The sequence below is a fragment of the Mesorhizobium sp. AR07 genome, assembly GCF_024746815.1.
Taxonomy (GTDB): domain Bacteria; phylum Pseudomonadota; class Alphaproteobacteria; order Rhizobiales; family Rhizobiaceae; genus Mesorhizobium.
This window is the reverse complement of record NZ_CP080527.1, coordinates 296269-312237: the sequence shown is the minus strand read 5'-3', so window position 1 is coordinate 312237 and position 15969 is coordinate 296269. Positions and strand designations below refer to the sequence as shown.

Annotated in this window: 11 protein-coding genes and 3 pseudogenes; 6 read left to right on the top strand and 8 right to left on the bottom strand. The window is 61.5% G+C overall.

All coding sequences use genetic code 11. The features are described from left to right. Positions 1–6: 6 nt before the first annotated feature. The 6 genes and pseudogenes from scpB (BPNPMPFG_RS35965) to repA form a co-directional block, all read right to left on the bottom strand. Complete coding sequence (gene scpB, locus BPNPMPFG_RS35965) at positions 7–696, bottom strand: SMC-Scp complex subunit ScpB (RefSeq protein WP_258597892.1); 690 nt, start codon at positions 694–696, stop codon at positions 7–9. Positions 697–700: 4 nt separating this feature from the next. Next, positions 701–1699, bottom strand: a complete 999-nt coding sequence (locus tag BPNPMPFG_RS35960; protein ID WP_258597891.1) for a DUF1403 family protein — start codon at positions 1697–1699, stop codon at positions 701–703. 445 nt (positions 1700–2144) lie between these two features. After that, positions 2145–2405: pseudogene (locus BPNPMPFG_RS35955) on the bottom strand (type II toxin-antitoxin system Phd/YefM family antitoxin). Between the two features lie 121 nt (positions 2406–2526). Further along, positions 2527–3732 (bottom strand): plasmid replication protein RepC, encoded by a 1206-nt coding sequence (gene repC / locus BPNPMPFG_RS35950; RefSeq protein ID WP_258598224.1) that lies wholly within the window; start codon positions 3730–3732, stop codon positions 2527–2529. A 156-nt stretch (positions 3733–3888) separates the two neighbouring features. Next, positions 3889–4887 carry a plasmid partitioning protein RepB gene (gene repB / locus BPNPMPFG_RS35945; protein ID WP_258597890.1) on the bottom strand — a complete coding sequence of 333 codons (999 nt, stop codon included), beginning with the start codon at positions 4885–4887 and terminating at the stop codon, positions 3889–3891. Further along, positions 4884–6098 (bottom strand): plasmid partitioning protein RepA, encoded by a 1215-nt coding sequence (gene repA / locus BPNPMPFG_RS35940; protein WP_258597889.1) that lies wholly within the window; start codon positions 6096–6098, stop codon positions 4884–4886. The genes repB and repA overlap by 4 nt, the downstream gene beginning before the upstream one ends. 353 nt (positions 6099–6451) lie before the next feature. Between repA and BPNPMPFG_RS35935 the strand changes: the two genes are divergently transcribed. From BPNPMPFG_RS35935 to BPNPMPFG_RS35925, 3 genes and pseudogenes are all read left to right on the top strand, one after another. After that, positions 6452–6724 carry a hypothetical protein gene (locus BPNPMPFG_RS35935; protein WP_258597888.1) on the top strand — a complete coding sequence of 91 codons (273 nt, stop codon included), beginning with the start codon at positions 6452–6454 and terminating at the stop codon, positions 6722–6724. Further along, positions 6711–7300: pseudogene (locus tag BPNPMPFG_RS35930) on the top strand (type II toxin-antitoxin system VapC family toxin). The gene BPNPMPFG_RS35935 and the pseudogene BPNPMPFG_RS35930 overlap by 14 nt, the downstream one beginning before the upstream one ends. Before the next feature lie 56 nt (positions 7301–7356). Further along, complete coding sequence (locus BPNPMPFG_RS35925; RefSeq protein ID WP_258597887.1) at positions 7357–7620, top strand: hypothetical protein; 264 nt, start codon at positions 7357–7359, stop codon at positions 7618–7620. Between the two features lie 265 nt (positions 7621–7885). On the opposite strand, the pseudogene BPNPMPFG_RS35920 reads toward BPNPMPFG_RS35925, so the two are convergent. After that, positions 7886–8976 (bottom strand): annotated as a pseudogene (locus BPNPMPFG_RS35920) (site-specific integrase). A 222-nt stretch (positions 8977–9198) separates the two neighbouring features. On the opposite strand from BPNPMPFG_RS35920, the gene BPNPMPFG_RS35915 reads away from it, so the two are divergent. The 3 genes from BPNPMPFG_RS35915 (at position 9199) to scpB (BPNPMPFG_RS35905) (ending at position 12695) form a co-directional block, all read left to right on the top strand. Further along, on the top strand, positions 9199–10221 hold the full coding sequence (locus tag BPNPMPFG_RS35915) for a nucleotidyltransferase family protein (RefSeq protein ID WP_258597886.1): 1023 nt from the start codon (positions 9199–9201) through the stop codon (positions 10219–10221). 820 nt (positions 10222–11041) lie between these two features. Further along, on the top strand, positions 11042–11995 hold the full coding sequence (locus BPNPMPFG_RS35910) for a DUF1403 family protein (RefSeq protein WP_413776919.1): 954 nt from the start codon (positions 11042–11044) through the stop codon (positions 11993–11995). Between the two features lie 49 nt (positions 11996–12044). Continuing rightward, positions 12045–12695, top strand: a complete 651-nt coding sequence (gene scpB / locus BPNPMPFG_RS35905) for an SMC-Scp complex subunit ScpB (RefSeq protein WP_258597885.1) — start codon at positions 12045–12047, stop codon at positions 12693–12695. Between the two features lie 10 nt (positions 12696–12705). Here scpB (BPNPMPFG_RS35905) and BPNPMPFG_RS35900 read toward each other — a convergent pair whose 3' ends face one another. Beyond that, a complete protein-coding gene (locus BPNPMPFG_RS35900; protein ID WP_258598221.1) occupies positions 12706–15954 on the bottom strand; it encodes a UvrD-helicase domain-containing protein in 3249 nt (1082 codons plus the stop codon). Positions 15955–15969 lie beyond the last annotated feature (15 nt).

Below are 15969 nucleotides of genomic sequence, written 5' to 3'. Positions count from 1 at the left end.
GGCGCTCTATTCGTCGGCGTCGGCATCACTCTCGCCGGGGCCCGAAAACCCCGGCATGATGTCGCCCGCCAGAAGCTTTTCCTTCGACAGCAGCCCCGCATCCTCGAGAGCCTCGAAGTCGGGAAGGTCGCGCAAGGTTTCAAGCCCGAATTCCAGCAGGAACTGTTTCGTCGTCACATAGGTATAGGGGGCGCCTGGAGTAGGGCTTCGCGGGCCGGAGGCGATCAGGCCGAAGGAGCGCAAATTGCCGATCAGGTCGCGGCTGATCTCCTTGCCGAAGAATGACGACAGTTCGGCGCGCGTGATCGGCTGAAAGAAGGCAATGCACATCAAGACCAGCACTTCAGATTGCGTGAGGTCGACGGCGCGTTCGCTAGAGCCTACCGCCGTACGGATGGCGTCGGCATAGGCCGGCCGCGTCAGGTGCTTCCAGCCGCTGGCGACCGCGACCAGATCGTAAGGCCGGCCCCGCAGCTCCTCGCGGATGTCGTCGATCAAAAGGTCGATGCTGCAGGTCTTGCCGACGATGCGGGTAAGCACCTCGCGGCTGACCGGTTCGCTGGCGGCGAAGATGGTTGCTTCGACGCGGTTCATCCATTCGCGCCAACGTACTTCTGGCGGCAGGTGATCCAATTCGCGGTCGAACAGGTGACCATCTGATCGTTCCTTCGCCCTTTTCCCCCTCGCCTGCTCCATGGTCTCACAGCCCGTAGATGCGGAAGGTCGGACGGCCGGACAGCTCGCGCACGGCGCCAAGTTCGATCAGCCGGTCGAACAAGCGGCGCAGGCCGCGGTCGCTCATGCCAGCGATCTTTGAGGATGCGACGATCGCGTCGTCGGACAGCAGCTTCTCGACGACAGCGTCCGCCCCTTTCGCCCGCAGTTTTGGGGCGACAGCCAGCAGGCGGTCGGCGCGGCGGCCGAGCTCGGCCGCAAGATCCATCGCCTGCAGCGCCGCCTGCGCATAAGCTGCCCAAATGCGTTGCCGGGACGCCTGCCCGGATTCCCGTTCGGCATGGGGTGACCGACGACCGCCCGCCACCGGGTGCAAGCCGAACAGGGGCACCGCATGCGCCCACCCTAGCCGGTCGGCCAAAACAGCGTCCGCAAGCCACGGTCCAAGCTCACGCGCGGCGCGACTGTGATGACGCTCGAGCACGGCGATCGCGTCGACCGCGCCAGCGACTGCATTACCGACCGTGCCAGTCGTCGCCTGGATTTCGTCACCGATTTGGCCGGCCGCGGCCTCGTCAAGCGCGCTCCCCAGATCCGCGGCGACATCGACCAACACCGTCTCGCTGACCAACGTGGCGACCGGACGAGATGCCAGCGTTCGCCAAGCAAGCAGCATACGGCCGGCGGGTCCAACGTCGTCGCCGGGACGGGTGAGCAGCAGCGCGTCGCGCAGCGCCACCTCGTCCTCTACCCGACCGGCGCGTTTGGCCGTTGCCGCCGCTGCCGCGAGCGCCAGGCGCTGCCGCCAGACGCCGGCCCATCTCTCCTGCCGGCGCACCACCGCATCGAGGGCGGTCAGCGCCGCAGCCGCGGCAAACGCAGCGTCTTCGATCGAGTCCGGACCGGCCGCCACGGCGCGCAGCCAGGTCGGCACGGGAGTGGCCAGCGCAGCCGGGGCTGCACCGGTGAGGGCCACAGGTGCATGGCGAAGCAGTTTCGGGCGGAGAATCATCGTCGACAGCATGAATCATCGCGGCGCTTCTGGCAACGAAAATGGCCCAAAGCCGCCGCGCCCGTCGACAGTTAAAAACGAACGATAAACCGTAGCCTTTCGTTTTGATCCTTGTAGAGGAGATGCCCTCTCGTCGATCAAAACCCGGAAATGCGCGTTGGGCAAGAGCAAGCATACCGCGACGGCAAACAAACACGCCGCCCCGCCTCAAAAGAGGCGGTGCTGCCGGATGATCTGATCGCCATGCTCGAACGCTTGACCGTAACGGCCGACGCGGCGTGACCTTCGATTCTTCGTTGCAAAATAGGAGTGGCACTCCACGATTGCAAGGATGATTGGGCGCAGCGCCACGACCGAACTCACGGGATCGCTGACCACCGTGGCGCTGCGCGGACCGCGTCAGGTTTGGCAGGACCAGCCTAGCGCTGGAAAGAGCCGGAGGGCGTCCTTCCATCCGTCAGACCTTCGCCGGAGGGAACTCGTCGTTGAGATGGTAAAGGCCAGGCACCATTTCGACGGCTTGACAGCGGCGATTTCTTCGGCGCTGAGTTCCGCGGTCAGATGGACCCGCCGGTCGCGCTTCGACAGCCGGACAAAAATCCTCGTAAGCCAGCAGCACGGTGCACGGCCGGCCGTTCTTGGTGATGATGACAGGGTCGCGAACCGCGGCATCCCGATAGGCGCCGACGTTTTTCGAGACGGCGGCGGCGGTGGTCATCGGCTGAACTCATTTCTTCCGGAAGATACGGGTTTTCCGGGCTTTCCACAGGTATCAACCGGCCATCGTAATTCGCGCTTGAGCTGGGCGCAAAGCGATAAGCTGCGGGATTTGGCGATCATCATCCCGTCATCCTTGCTGTGGCGCCGTTGGCCTTGAGCGCCGCCATCAGCATAGGCCCGACAGAGAACTGCCCTGCCGTCGCCTTTTCGGTCAGTACCCGCAAATAGCCGCCGGCCGAGTTGATGTGCTGAGCACGTTGCAGGATGCAGGCAATCACCACCGCCGCGATCTCCTGGCCCATCGCATGGCAGGCTTCCTCATACGCTGACGGCGAAACACCCAGATATCCCCGCACCTGGGCGGCGGTTATCATGAGATCGCGCCAATTGCCGATCCCGTCGACGGCGTAGTCCGCAATTTCTGGGCAGGCCTTCAGCACCATCCCCAGCGGGTATGTTTTCGGCGCCTCTGCGGTCCTCGTCTTGGGCTCGGCCGCCGCCCCGCTTTTCTCTAAAGCCGGTTCAAATTCAAAAGTAGAGTCGGTATTTGAATCAGATTGCTGCCGCTCGTTTTGAGAGTCATTGCCGCTCGGATTGGTGGATTTCATATGGATTTCCAGCAGCTTATCCACATCATCGCGCAAGGCGGCCAGATCGGCAACGATGGGCTCGAGCTCGGCAACACAAGCTCGGCGTGGAATTGCCTCCACAACGCCGCGGAAACGCTTCCACAGGCCTCCCCAGTCGCCTGGGACATCTTCGTCAAAGGCCGCCTCTATCAGCTTGTGGATGTCACGGCGGTGCAAGGTGATCCGCTCGCGCATCAGCCTGAGCGCCCGGTTGTCGGCACGAACACGCTCGGCCGCCGCCTCGAACTCGTAAGCACGGGCCAGCAGCGGCGCCAGGGAGAAACCGAATGCTTCCTCGATCTCCCCTCCCCGGCCCTTACGGGCGTAACGCTTGCCGTTCGGGCTGTCCCGACGGATGATCAGCCCGCAGTCAACAAGAGCCGCCAGGTGCCGCCTGACTGTGGGCTCGCGCATTCCGTGCGCCCTGAGCGACAGCTGTGCGTTCGAGGGAAAAACGATCAGGTCGTTTTCCTCACTCAATTCGCTGTCAGGATAGAATGATAGCAACGCATTCAGCACGGCCAAAGCGCGATCGCCGATGCCGACGATGCTCTTACCCTCGCACAGGTTGCGGTAGATCTGCCACTTGTCGACGACCCTGCCCTTGGGGATTTCACGTGCATCGTTTTGCGCTGCCAGCATGGCAAGCGACATCGGCCGCCGCCCAAAGGGCGTCGTTGCAATACCCGTCTCCATTTCTTCTTTCACCTTCAATTAGGCAAAAGAAATCCGTCCGCCGAATCGACGCTTAAAACTCTTGACACTGATTCGCGAAAATGTGATTCTCAACTTGCTAAAGGATGAGAAGGGCTTCCGCGACGGTGACGTTCGGGGGCCTTTTTCTTTTGCGGTTTACTCCTGCTTCGACTTTCTGTTTGTCTGCCAGTCGGCATAGAGATCATCCAGCCGTTCTGTCAGATATGCACCGAAGCCTCCATCGGTTCCGGAGGTCTTGAGGGAGAGCGTATAGGCTGTCCCGGTGTCCTTGATCTTTGCCGTGACCTTGCCACCCTTCGGTTTCCACTCGCTGACTGTCTGTTCTCGCTGCGGCTTTTTATAAACCTCTGCAAGAACGATCATGAAGCGCTCGTCCGATCCGACGGCCTCGAATTCGGGCCTCTCGATGGCTTTTCTAGCGGCCTCCAGCGCTTTGGGATCGATGATCTTCTCGGCGATATCCATCCACCTACGGCGGCCCATAGAGGGTGCGCTGCCGATGGCTTTGACTAGGCTACCCGGAATGCTCTTGGCGACAGACAGAAGTTTCGACAGTTCCGTTTTATCAGTGCTTAACGCCTGCATGATCAGATCGCGGCCGAAGCCGTGTGCTTCGAGGCTTGAGGCAAAGATCGCTCTCTCGATGTAAGAGAGATCCTTTCTCGCAGTGTTTTCGATACCTTGTGCGACAACGAGTTCGTTGTCCGATAGTGGTCTTACAACCGCCCTTACCTTCCGCCGCAGGAGCCGGACAGCACGAAGCCTTCTATGGCCATAGGCGACCTGATATCGTCCTTCGATATCGGGGTGCTGCCTGACGAGGATGGGCACTTCCTGGCCGTTTTCCTCGATCGACCTCACAATATCGTCCGTAGCGGCTACCTCGCCGTCGAGGCGATCACGCACGAATGAACCGTCAATCAGTTCGGGATCGAGTTCGACAACCCTCTCGCCGGACTTCAAGGCTTCTCGAAGTTCTCTGGCTTCCTGGTCCATGCGGTCCAGGGCAAGTCCCATCGTCCTTACGGGCCCCGCCAGAACACGACCGCTATCTGTCTCTTTGGAAAAGTTGGCCGCGGCCAACTCTCGTGTCGTATCGGCAAATATTCCGTTCAGAACGTCTCGCCTGCTCATGACCGGCCCCATGCCTTTTCGATGCCGCCGAGGATTTCCCCGTTGACTGCATCAAGGGATTCGATGGCCCTGTCGAATGTCGAGCGGCGGACTTGACCTCGTTCGATTTCATAGAGTGTCTGCTTCGTAAGCCCGGCATCAGCGATCGCCGTCGATTTCAGTACTGTCGCGGCCAAAACCTCCTCCCCGAAGAGATTTCTCAGCAGGGCAACGATCTGTGCTTGCGGACCATCGTGCGGCTCATGGCGCGTTATGACATATCGAATGAAATCGTGGTTGAGATCACCGCCTGCGTTGCGGACGACCGACAGAAGGTCGGAAGTCATGAGCAGAAACTGCGACATTGACGCCACGTCGACCATCTGAGGATGGACGGTGATTAGAAGCGATGTCGCTGCGCAAACCGCACCCAGCGTTAGGTATCCGAGTTGTGGCGGGCAATCGACCACCACAATGTCATAATCGGCTTCGACTTCGGCCAAAGCCATGCCAACGCGCCGAAAGAAGATCCCGCTATTGCTGGTTTTCCGCTGCTCCATCAGCGCAGTCGGGGTTTCGTGCTCGAACTCCATCAGTTCTAAATTTCCGGGAACGAGATCGAGACCAGCGAAGTACGTCTTTCTGATTATTTCCTTCAGCGGCCGCCGTTTCTCGTCGTAACGGATCGCACCGTAGAGGGTGTCGCCTTCCGCTAGATCGAACTCCGGCTGAACACCGAGCATCGACGACAACGAAGCCTGCGGATCGAGATCAACCGCGAGAACGCGATATCCCTGCAGAGCAAGATACTGTGCGAGGTAGATTGATGTCGTTGTCTTTGCACTGCCGCCCTTAAAGTTGGCGACGGCAATCGTCTGGAGCTTCTCGCTTTTCTGCCGCCACGGCAGGTAAGTGAGGGCGTCCTTCGGCTTGATAGAAGCCATGTACTGACGCAACTCGTGAATTTGGGCGAGAGAGTACGAACGTCGCCCCGTCTGGGACATCTCGGGCATAGGGCCTTTGCCATCTATTGAAAGCTGCCTTAAATAGCCGTCTGATACTCCGACAAGCTGAGCGGCCTCGCCGGAGGTGAACGTCTTCAACATCTTCTGGGAGGACGGTGGGAACAGGCGCTCTCGCAGCAACTGCAGCTGCATAGACAGCTGACGCGCATGATGAGCAATCCGCGCGTCCGAAGAAATGGCCGTCGATACGTTTTGAGTCTGCAACATCGATTTCCCCTTTCGATGCGCTTTTTAGCTGCGAATGGCTAAAAAACCGTATCGAAGATGGCACGATTCGGTAACCCTGCCAAGAACCCTTATGATTCAACGGTTTCGGAGAACTACGGTCATAGTCGGCCGCGGCCAACACTTTCTTTCGTGCGAATCGTTTCGGCGACAATAGAGCCTATGTCGTAATCGAACAGCAAAGTTGGCCGCGGCCAACTCTCCGTTCCAGCTCCGACTGAAACGAAAAGGGCGAGCAAAGCCGCTGGAGCCCGCACCGGTCCCGCCGCACTCTCTGCATTCATTGCCTTCGCGTTCAACATCCTCTAATTTCGTTCAACGGAGGAGAACCCAGGATGACCAATCGCGGCGCAACAGCTGCCGAAAGCGAGGAGCGGATCGCTCACACCCGCAACCGTCTGGTGCTAGAGCAGGCAAGGGCGGTTGGCCTTGTTGGCGCGGCCAAGAACACACGGCTTTCCGGCAGGGTGCCACCGGAATTGATCGAAGCGGCCGACACCGAGCTGCTTGAACTCGCCTTGTCCGGGCTGGCCCTCGAGGACGATTTTGGCGCCCGGCTCGTCGACCGTAAGGGCACCATCCCTGCGGACATTGATCTTCGCGTGTGATCTAGGGAGCGCACTGCGTTCCCTCAAGCCACAGCGGCGTACCGGGCTGGAAAGGCGGCCGGATTCCCTTTTGTCCTGAGCAACTGACCAAGCGCCTGTCGGCGGTGCCCTGCTTCTCGACACGAGCGTCTATCTGGATGTTCTGCAGTGACGCACGCCCGAAGTGGTCGACGAGCTTGTCAGCTATCGGCTTTGCCATCACTCCGCCGTTGTCTTGCCGAGATTAGCCATGTGTTCGGCCGGCTCGAGCCGCTGCATCCACGACGAAGTCGGTCCTGAAAGTGGTTGCGGACACGATCAAGGACATTCCCGCGCACCGGCTACATGCTCCCGACGCCACCGCCTGGGACGCGCCGGCATGCTTGGTGGCCTTCTGTTCCGGGTGAGCCGTCTGCCGAAAGGGAGGGGGCACGAACGCCGCTTTCTTAATGATGCGCTGATCTTTCACCAGCCGGCCTGCTGGGGGCGACGGTCCTGAGAGGCAACGTTCGGGATTTCGATTACCTCAACCAGCTTGTTCCGTCGGTACGTGTGATCTTCTACCGGCCGGTGACAGACTTACGCCGGCAGGGTTGAAAGCGAAAGAGGTGGCAATTGTGTCATCGGCCCGAAAAGACTACCTTACGGCCATCATGAGCAAGCACTTAGCATCTGTCCTGACGACGGTGAATGCGCCCTACAGTGATCAACTGGACGACGCGGCGCTGGCGCACTGCCTTGCTGATATCGATCTGGCCAAGCTGCATCCGGGTCATATCAGCGCCTTTTTCGGTGAGGTCCCGCTGGCCCAGCAAGTCGAGTTCGCAATCGCGCACGACATAGCGGTCCACGACTTGAAGGCTTTTGCCGCCCAGTTCTCTGCCTGGTCCGGTGAGAGCTCCCCGCTCGCCACGTAATGGCTGGACTTGAGCCGACGTCCCTCCGAATGGCGGCGGCTACGGCTTCGAATGGTCATAGATGATGATGCAGATCGGCCATCGCGAAAAGCCACGACATCGATATCTTCCTCGACGACCCTCAATTGCTCGTCGCCGGCATCGACCTATTCCAGTCATGTCGACAGACTCGCAATCTATCGACATGACTGGATTGCAGAAAGGCGATCGCGCAAACGGAGGTTATTGGCCTTGGTAGGGGCGCGGGCTCCCTCTGAAGGGGCGTTTACAGCCCGCTTGCCTTGGTGAGATTGACACGGAACCTGTCTCTGCGGCGCTGATATCGACGGGTCATTTCCGCAGAAGCATGGCCGAGCTGCTTCTGCACGTAGCGTTCATCGACCTCGGCCGAGGAAGCGAGGCCGGCGCGCAGCGAATGGCCAGAAAACTTTTGGCCACGCTCGCCTTCCGACAGATCGCCACGAACGCCCGCGGCGAGCGCCGCACGCTTGACGAGGCGGGCGACTTCCTGATCGTTCAACCTATCAGTTCCCACTGTCTTGCCTTGCCGGTGACGCGTCGAAACAGCGGCCCATGGCCGATCCTCGCCAGTTTGAGCCAGGTCTCCAGCGCCACCACCGGGCAAGTCGCGTCGGACGAGCCGCGGCCGATCTCGACCTCGCGCCAGCCGGTCTTGCCGCGCAGGGTGACGAGCAGCCCTTTTTCCAGGATCTCGACCCAGCCACGACCATTCTCGGTTTGATCCCTGGCCAAGTCGAGGCCAACTATTTCCGAGCGGCGCAGGCCGCCCGCGAAGCCGAGCAGCAGCATGGCGCGGTCGCGCAAACCGCGCAGGGTGCCGCGGTCGAGCGTCTCCAGCATGGCAATCAGGTCTTCGGGCAGGATTGCTTCCTTCTGCCGGGGAGGGAAGGCGTGGGTGTTGCGGATACCGGCCATGACGGTGGCGATCTGCCGGTCCTTACGGTCGAGCGGCTGGCCGCGCTGCGCATAGTTCCAGGTCAGCGAGGAAAGCCGGCGTTCGATCGTCGACACCGAGTTTGGCTTCTTGTCGCCGGTCGCCTTGCCGGAAGCGCAAGCGGTGATGTAGAGGCCGACGACCTGAGGATCAGACGGAAACATCTCGACGCCCTGGCGCCGGCACCAGCCGGCAAAATGCTTCCAGTCCGAGCCATAGGCGCGGCGGGTGTTGGCGGAACTCGCCGCCTCGACATAGTCGCGGGCGCGATCGGCAAGATGTTCGAGGTGGCCGGGCAAGCGCTGCCGGTCGACAGGATTTGGCTCCGGCAGGGCAGGGGAGGGATGATTCCTGGCGGCCGTCAACCGCGCATTTGACCCTTCAGCCGCATCTCGGCCCATGGCGTGGACGATCTCCACGATATCGGGCAGGTCATCTTGTTCGGGCAAGCGCGCGGATCCTCAACTACGATTCGCAACATACCATGTCAGGGACGATTAGCGGGAATGCCCCCTCGACCGCCGAAGTTTGCCCTAATCAAATCGCGGCGGCATGATGTTCAACGTCTTTCATTTTCGTTGAACATGGGCTATGTTCAACAACAATCCATTTCGTTGAGCATAATGATCACGCGCCATTCACCGCTCGCCCATTCGGCCTACCACGATCTGTTGTCGTCCCTGCGCGACGAAGTCGCGGCGGGGATCCGCGGAACGCCGACGCGGATCGACCGCAAAGGCCGCGTCTACTGGTACGATACCTACCGCGTCGGTTCGGATGTCAAGAAGACCTATATCGGGGAAGATAGCGAGGAACTCCGCCTTCGGATGCAACGCATCGAAGCACTGCGCGACGACCGCGACAATCGCCGACGCAATCGCGCGCGGCGGGTCCGCCTGCTGCGCGCGGAAGGGTTTCTTGGCGTCGATGCCGCGACCGGTAGCCTTCTGCACGCATTCGCATCCGCCGGCGTTTTCCGCCTCGGCGGGACGGTCGTGGGAACTCAGGCGTTCCGCCTCTACGAGGGCGAGCTCGGCGTTCGCTTCACCCTTGACCAGACCGCCCAAACGAACGACGTCGACATCGCCAGCTTCGAGCGACTCTCGATCGCCCTGGACGACAGCGTGTCGGCGCCGCTCGAAAGGGTTCTCAAGGATTTCTCGTTCGAACCGGCGCCGACGCTGGACCCCGGTAAGACCTGGCGCTGGAAACAAACGCGGAGCGAGACGCTCGTCGAATTCCTGACGCCGTCTTTCGCCGAAGAAGAGGGGCTGCGTCCACTGCCGGCGCTCGGCGTACATGCCCAATCGCTGCATCATCTCAACTATCTCCTGGCAGAGCCAATGCTGGCAGCCGTTACCTATCGCGACGGCGTGCTCGTGCAAATTCCGCGGCCGGAACGCTTCGCAATCCATAAGCTCATCGTGGCCGACCGCCGCCGCGATGGGCCAGACAGCCTAAAATCAATCAAGGACCGGCTGCAGGCCGAATTCCTGATCGATGTGCTTGCTACGGATAGGCCGGACGACCTGCGCGAGGCTCTCGAGGACGCCCTGGCGCGCGGCAAGCGCTGGCGGGACAGGATTGCGGCCACTTTGGAGCGATCGCCACCGCTGCAGGCTGCCCTTGGCGACATGATGCGATAGCTGCCGCCACCGGAAAGAGGCGTGGCGATGAACCAAAGCGCGGTAGAAAGCCTCTTTCGATGCAGTTGACGGAGGCGCCCCGAAAAGTCTCGAACGCAGCTCGGGCCCAAAAGAGGTGCTCAGTCTCGCAATTCCGATTCACCGGTCTCATAATTGTGCTCCGGCAATCTCATAATCAATGACCGCGAGCGCGGAATTCCAGGCTTTTGGGAAGGTAGAGGGCGGAAAGCAGCCTGCTTTGGTGCTTAGCTGGGCTCGGAGGCGCCGTTTGGAGCAGCGGCGAGGCGCCAATCCACTCATCTGAGCCGATCAGTCCACCAAACCAGGGCAACAGTCCGGCGAATTAGGGTGAGAACGACGTTCCGAAAACCGTTTCTGGGCTTTTCCACTGATCTAGGATGACCGACAAGGGCGAACGGTTGCGAAAAGGGCAAAAATGCGCTATACGCTGCCTTGAGATGGACAACGCTGTGATCGTTCCATCTTGGTCGGGTCTAAGGTTGCTGGCAGCCGACAACCCCGGGGGCCAGGCAAGATAATTTGCCGGCGTGATGGCGACAGTCGGCAGCCTTTCGTGCCGCGACATGAATCTCATTTCCGGTGAAAAATAAGGGCGGCTGAGGCATTTCGCGTCTCATTCGCAAAACGAACGATAATGCAACATTATCATTCGTTGTTGGCGCGCGACAAGCACAGCGCTTTTTGTCTATTTACGTTGCCAAAAGCGCCGCCATGATTCATCGTGCTGTCGATGATTCTGCGTCCCAAACCCGCTCCGCGCCACTACGTCACGCTTGCCGGCGCCCCTTCGACCGCGCCAATGGCAGCGGTGCCGGCCTGGCTGCGCCGCGCCGTCCCGGATGGGCAAGGCCTTGCCAGTAAAGACGTAGAGGATGTGGCGCTCGTTGTCGGCGCTGCCATCGGCGCGCTCGATGCGGTGGTGCGTCGGCAGGAACGCTGGGCCGGCGCCTGGCGACAGCGCCTGGCGCTTGTCGCTGCCGCGGTGACGGCGAAGCAGGCCGGCCGCGTCGAGGATGAAGGCGCGCTGCGCGATGCCGTGCTGCTCACACGACCGGGCGATTTTTTGTCCCTCGGCCCCGCCGGATCGATGCTGCTGGCCTGGCGCCGGCTGGCGGCCCGGCCCGGGGACGAATTGCTGACGGAGAAAAACCTCGCTGCGGTGTTGGAAGAGTTCGGCTACGCCCCGGATGATGAGGCGGTCAGCGATCTGGCGGATGATCTTCGGCAACTCGCCGACGGCGCTGGCATTCTCGCAACGTTGACCGGCGCGTTCATGGCCGCCGAAAGATATGGCTTCGCACGAGCCTTCGGATGCTGGCTCGCCGACGCCCTGCTGGCGCAACGGCTGGGTTGGGCACACGCGGTGCCGCTGCTGGGCGCCGAGGCAGCCTTGGGCACAAGCGCCCGCACGCGTCGATCGGCAGCCAGCTCTGTGGTGACAGACATTGAGACAGATCCTGAGCGTGCCAAAAGTCTGCTTGCCGCGCAGGCGCGCGCTGCGCTGCGCGCCATTGATCTTTCCGCTGAGCTCGAGCGCCGAGCGGACCGGCTGCTTGCTGTTGCGCCGAAACTCAGGGCCAAGGCGGCGGACGCTGTTGTCGACAAGCTCCTTTCTGACGATACGATCGTTGCCTCGGAAAAGATCGCAGGCATGAGTGACCGTGGGCTGCGCCGCCTGTTCGACCGGCTGGTTGAGCTTGGCGCGGTGCGCGAGCTGTCCGGCCGTCCGACCTTCCGCATTTACGGGCTGTGAAGACGATGGCGGAAGCGGTGCGCAGACGAGAAAAAAAGATGTCCAGCGAATGCTGGTTGATCGGGAGCTGGATCATCTGCCGCCGGACGCGCGCTGGCGTGAATGGATGCATCGCGTCGAGGCCACGATTTTCGCCGCCAGCGAGCCGGTCGGCCGCGAGACGCTGGCCCGCATCGTCGGCAAGAGCTGCAGCGTTGACCTTTTGATCGACGACATTCGCGAGGAGCTGCGTGGCCGCCCTTACGATCTGGTGGCCGTTGCCGGCGGCTGGCAGCACCGCACCCGGCCTGCCTATGCCGACGCCATCCGCAGTGCAGTCGGCGGTAACGAGCGCGCGGCAGACCTCACGCAGTCAGAGGTGCTCGTGCTGATGTGCATCGGCTACTTCCAGCCGATCACCCGCGCCGAGTTGTCGTCTTTCTTCGGCAAGGAGATCAGTCGCGATTTTATTGGCCATCTGCGCGGTGCTGGCCTGATTGCTTCCGGTCCGCGTAGCCCGACGCCGGGCGCGCCCTACACCTACGTGACGACAAAGGAATTCCTGCTGGAGTTCGGCCTCGACACGCTGCGCGACCTGCCCGACTTCGAGGCGTTGGAGGACGCAGGACTGCTCAGCAAAGAGAAACTGCTGGCGGGCGACATCATACCGGGATTTGCAGATATCGACGATAGTGGTGCCAGCATCGCGCTCGACGAATAGATGATCCCATTTAGGAACGGAGGATCCAGGTGACCTCGCCGCTCGTCAGATAGACAATTGCGCCGCGTACGGCGCCGGTCGCGGACAGATACTCATGAAGCTGCTGCACATGTGCCTTGCGTACAGCAGGTGTAGGGTTTGCGTCAGATTTCCAATCGATCGCAGCGTCAACGCGTTCTTCGATGATTGCCAAGGCGTCAGCCCGACCGGCGAGCAGGCCAACCTCGTCTCGTCCCCAGATTGCGATCTCGGGCACGAGGTGGGGCCTCAGTTCGGCAATCTCTGGCAATGCGAGCCCACGAAGCGCCGCGGCTGCCATCTCATTAGGATCGGGTCGAGGTTCGTCGTCATTGACGTCGGAAACAAGCTGATCGAGCAGTTCGCGAGCGCGGGACACGCTTGCGGCGAATTCTCCCGCAAGCTCGCCGGTGAGAAGCTCTTCCATCAGCTTGTGAAGGATCACGCCGCGACGCGTCCCGGCGCCGACGACCTCAAGATGCTCGGCATGGGTCTCCAAGATCACGACCCCGGCGAGAGGGTCCCCGAGCCGATCGGCATCGTGCTCGCTGGGCCGGCGCCACAGGACCGGCGGCGCGCTTTCCTCAACAGATCGCTGCTCGGCGGCAAAAATGTCGGAAGACTGTACGTTCGACGAAGAGGCCGGCCTAGGCGTTTCCCGCCGCGCAAAGGACGAAAGGTCCATCTCGGGAATGTGTTGCTGACGCAGGTCTATGGAGCTGAACCAGGAATCTTGGGACGCCTGAGGAATATGGGGGAGGATCAGGAGATCCCTTGCCCGGGTGCATGCCACGTACCAGATCCGCTCTCGTTGATTGGCATCTTCCAGGCTTTCCTCGGCACGCGCTGCAGCCAGCTCCTGCGGAGCGACGCCGCCGAGCATCCAGTGCAGACTGTTATCGGATTGCCGATGCACGAACTGATCCGGCCGGTAGAGTTCGGTCGTGGAATTGACCGGAATGACGACCGGCCATTCCAATCCCTTGGCACTGTGAATGGTGACGATCTCGACGGCATCCTCGGCAGCGTCGAGACGTCCTTCCTGTGCCCGGGCCTTTCGCTCCCAATCAGACTGGAGATCATGAATGAATGCGCGCAGGCCAGCAACAGAGTAACCGCGCGCTCTCTCGATCAGGGCGTCGAGATTGGCGAGCGCGCGTGCATTTCGATTGCGATGTCGCGCTGCCATGATGACGCGAATGTTCAGGCGCTCGATGGCTTCCGCCAGAATCAGACTTGGCGTCACAATAGAAGCGCGCCGGCGAAGTTGCTGCAGCTCGACCAGAATGCCCCTAGCCACTGGATGCTGCACCAGTTCTGGATCCGTTCGCACGGTGAAAAAAGTTTGGCCCTCTTCCCTCGCGGCGAGGGTCGCAGTGATGTCGAGCACTTCCTGTTCACTGAGCCCGACCAATGGTCCGCGCATCAGCGCGCCAAAGGCCAAGGTGTCGGAAGTATCCGCCAGGACCCGCAACAATGCCAAGATATCCTGCGTCTCCTGTCGTCGCATCAGCGTCTGGCCGGCTTGCGAGGATACCGCGAGTCCGCGCTGCTCGAGCGCCCGCTCATAGCGCCACAGTTCCGTATGTCCCGGCGAAAGCAGCGCGATGTCGCCGGCCTGGAGCGGCGTGCATGTCTTGTCGGCACGTTGTATCGACAGGTTGCCGATCAAGGCGGCGCAAATGTCGGCAACCCGCTCGGCCTCGGCTTCCCGAAACATTTCCGCGTAGACGCGCCCCTCGGTCGCAATCTCGACGGTGAAGCGTCCCACGCAGGGAAGCGAGTGCGAAGCCTCGAAGAGCGTGGGGGCAAGCGCGACATAACGGGGCTGCGACGGCTTGGCAAAGACCGGCTCGAAGCAGGCATTCACATGCTCGATGATCCGGCTCAGCGAACGGAAATTGGCCGTGATCTCGAGCACCGCACCGTGATCCTGGCTGTCGATCAGCCGGCGGCAGAGCTCGTAGGCTTCGATGTCGGCGCCGCGAAAACGATAGATCGCCTGTTTCGGATCGCCAACGAGGAAAAGCGCTCCGGGCCGCAGGTCTGATTTCTCCCATTGTCCTGGCCGCGTTTCGGTCGCGGCGATCGAGAACAAAATCTCGTTTTGGATGCTGTCCGTGTCCTGGAACTCATCGACCAGGACGTAGCGATAGCGTTGGCCGATTGCCTGACGCACCTCTTTATGGTCGTGGATCAGCGAACGAACGTGGATCAGCAGATCATCGAAATCCAGGACGGCGGCGGCACGCTTGCGTGCCTGGTAGCTTTCCAGCAGCTGGTCGAGCGAGGCCGACAAAGAGCAGACGAGCGCGCTTGCGATATGACCTACCAGCTCGTTCCAGCCGATGACGACGATCTCGTAGAGCGTCCGGCCGTCACCGGGGCCGGCATCGTTGCGGTGAGCGCCGAAGCCTCGCGCCGCATCTTCATAGGTCTTGAGTTGGAGGCCCTTGCGCTCGAAGAGCCGGCCGGTTCCCGGATCGCAAAGCCGCCACAAGGCCCCGAAATCCTCGCCTTGGGCGAGACAGTCCTGATAGCGCTCCGCAAGCCGGCTCAATTCCGACGCGATCTCGGAAAGCCATTTTTCAGTGTCGGCGCTTGTCTGCCACCGGGCGAAATCGTCGACCGCCTGGACGAAATCAATGTCGGGCCGTGCGTCGGGAGACGGAGGGATCGGTCGCGCATCCGGATGCTTGCGCCGGAGGCTCGCCAACTCCCGGATAAGGTCCACGACTTGGAGCGGGATAGCCTCGGCCAGAACCACGATTGGGTCAGTTTCCGCCGCATCTGCCGCAAGCCGCTTGGAAAACCAGGCTGACAGCTCGGCCATGAACAGATTGTCGGCGACCGTCGCATCGACCACGCGAGCGCCGGGGTCTAGGCCAGCCTGGACGCCATGGCTGCGGATGATCGCCTGGCAAAATCCGTGGATGGTCGTCGCCGTCAGCTCATCGAGCCGGGGAGAGACGGCGACCAGCGCATTGCGCTGCTGCTCTGAGAGGCCCTCCGGAAGAACGGCCTGAAGGAAAGCCGGAACATCGCCCATCAGCAGCGTGTCGATCGTCTCCCTGATCCGGTGCGCGAGCTGGCTTGCGGCAAGTTCCGTAAACGTGATGGCCGCGATGTCGCCGGGATGATGGCCGGATGCGAGCATCATCGCCACGCGGCCGGCCATTAGCGAGGTCTTGCCGGTTCCCGCAGCCGCCTCCACCAGCAGGATCGAGGAGAAATCGGTCATCGCCCGGCAACGGGC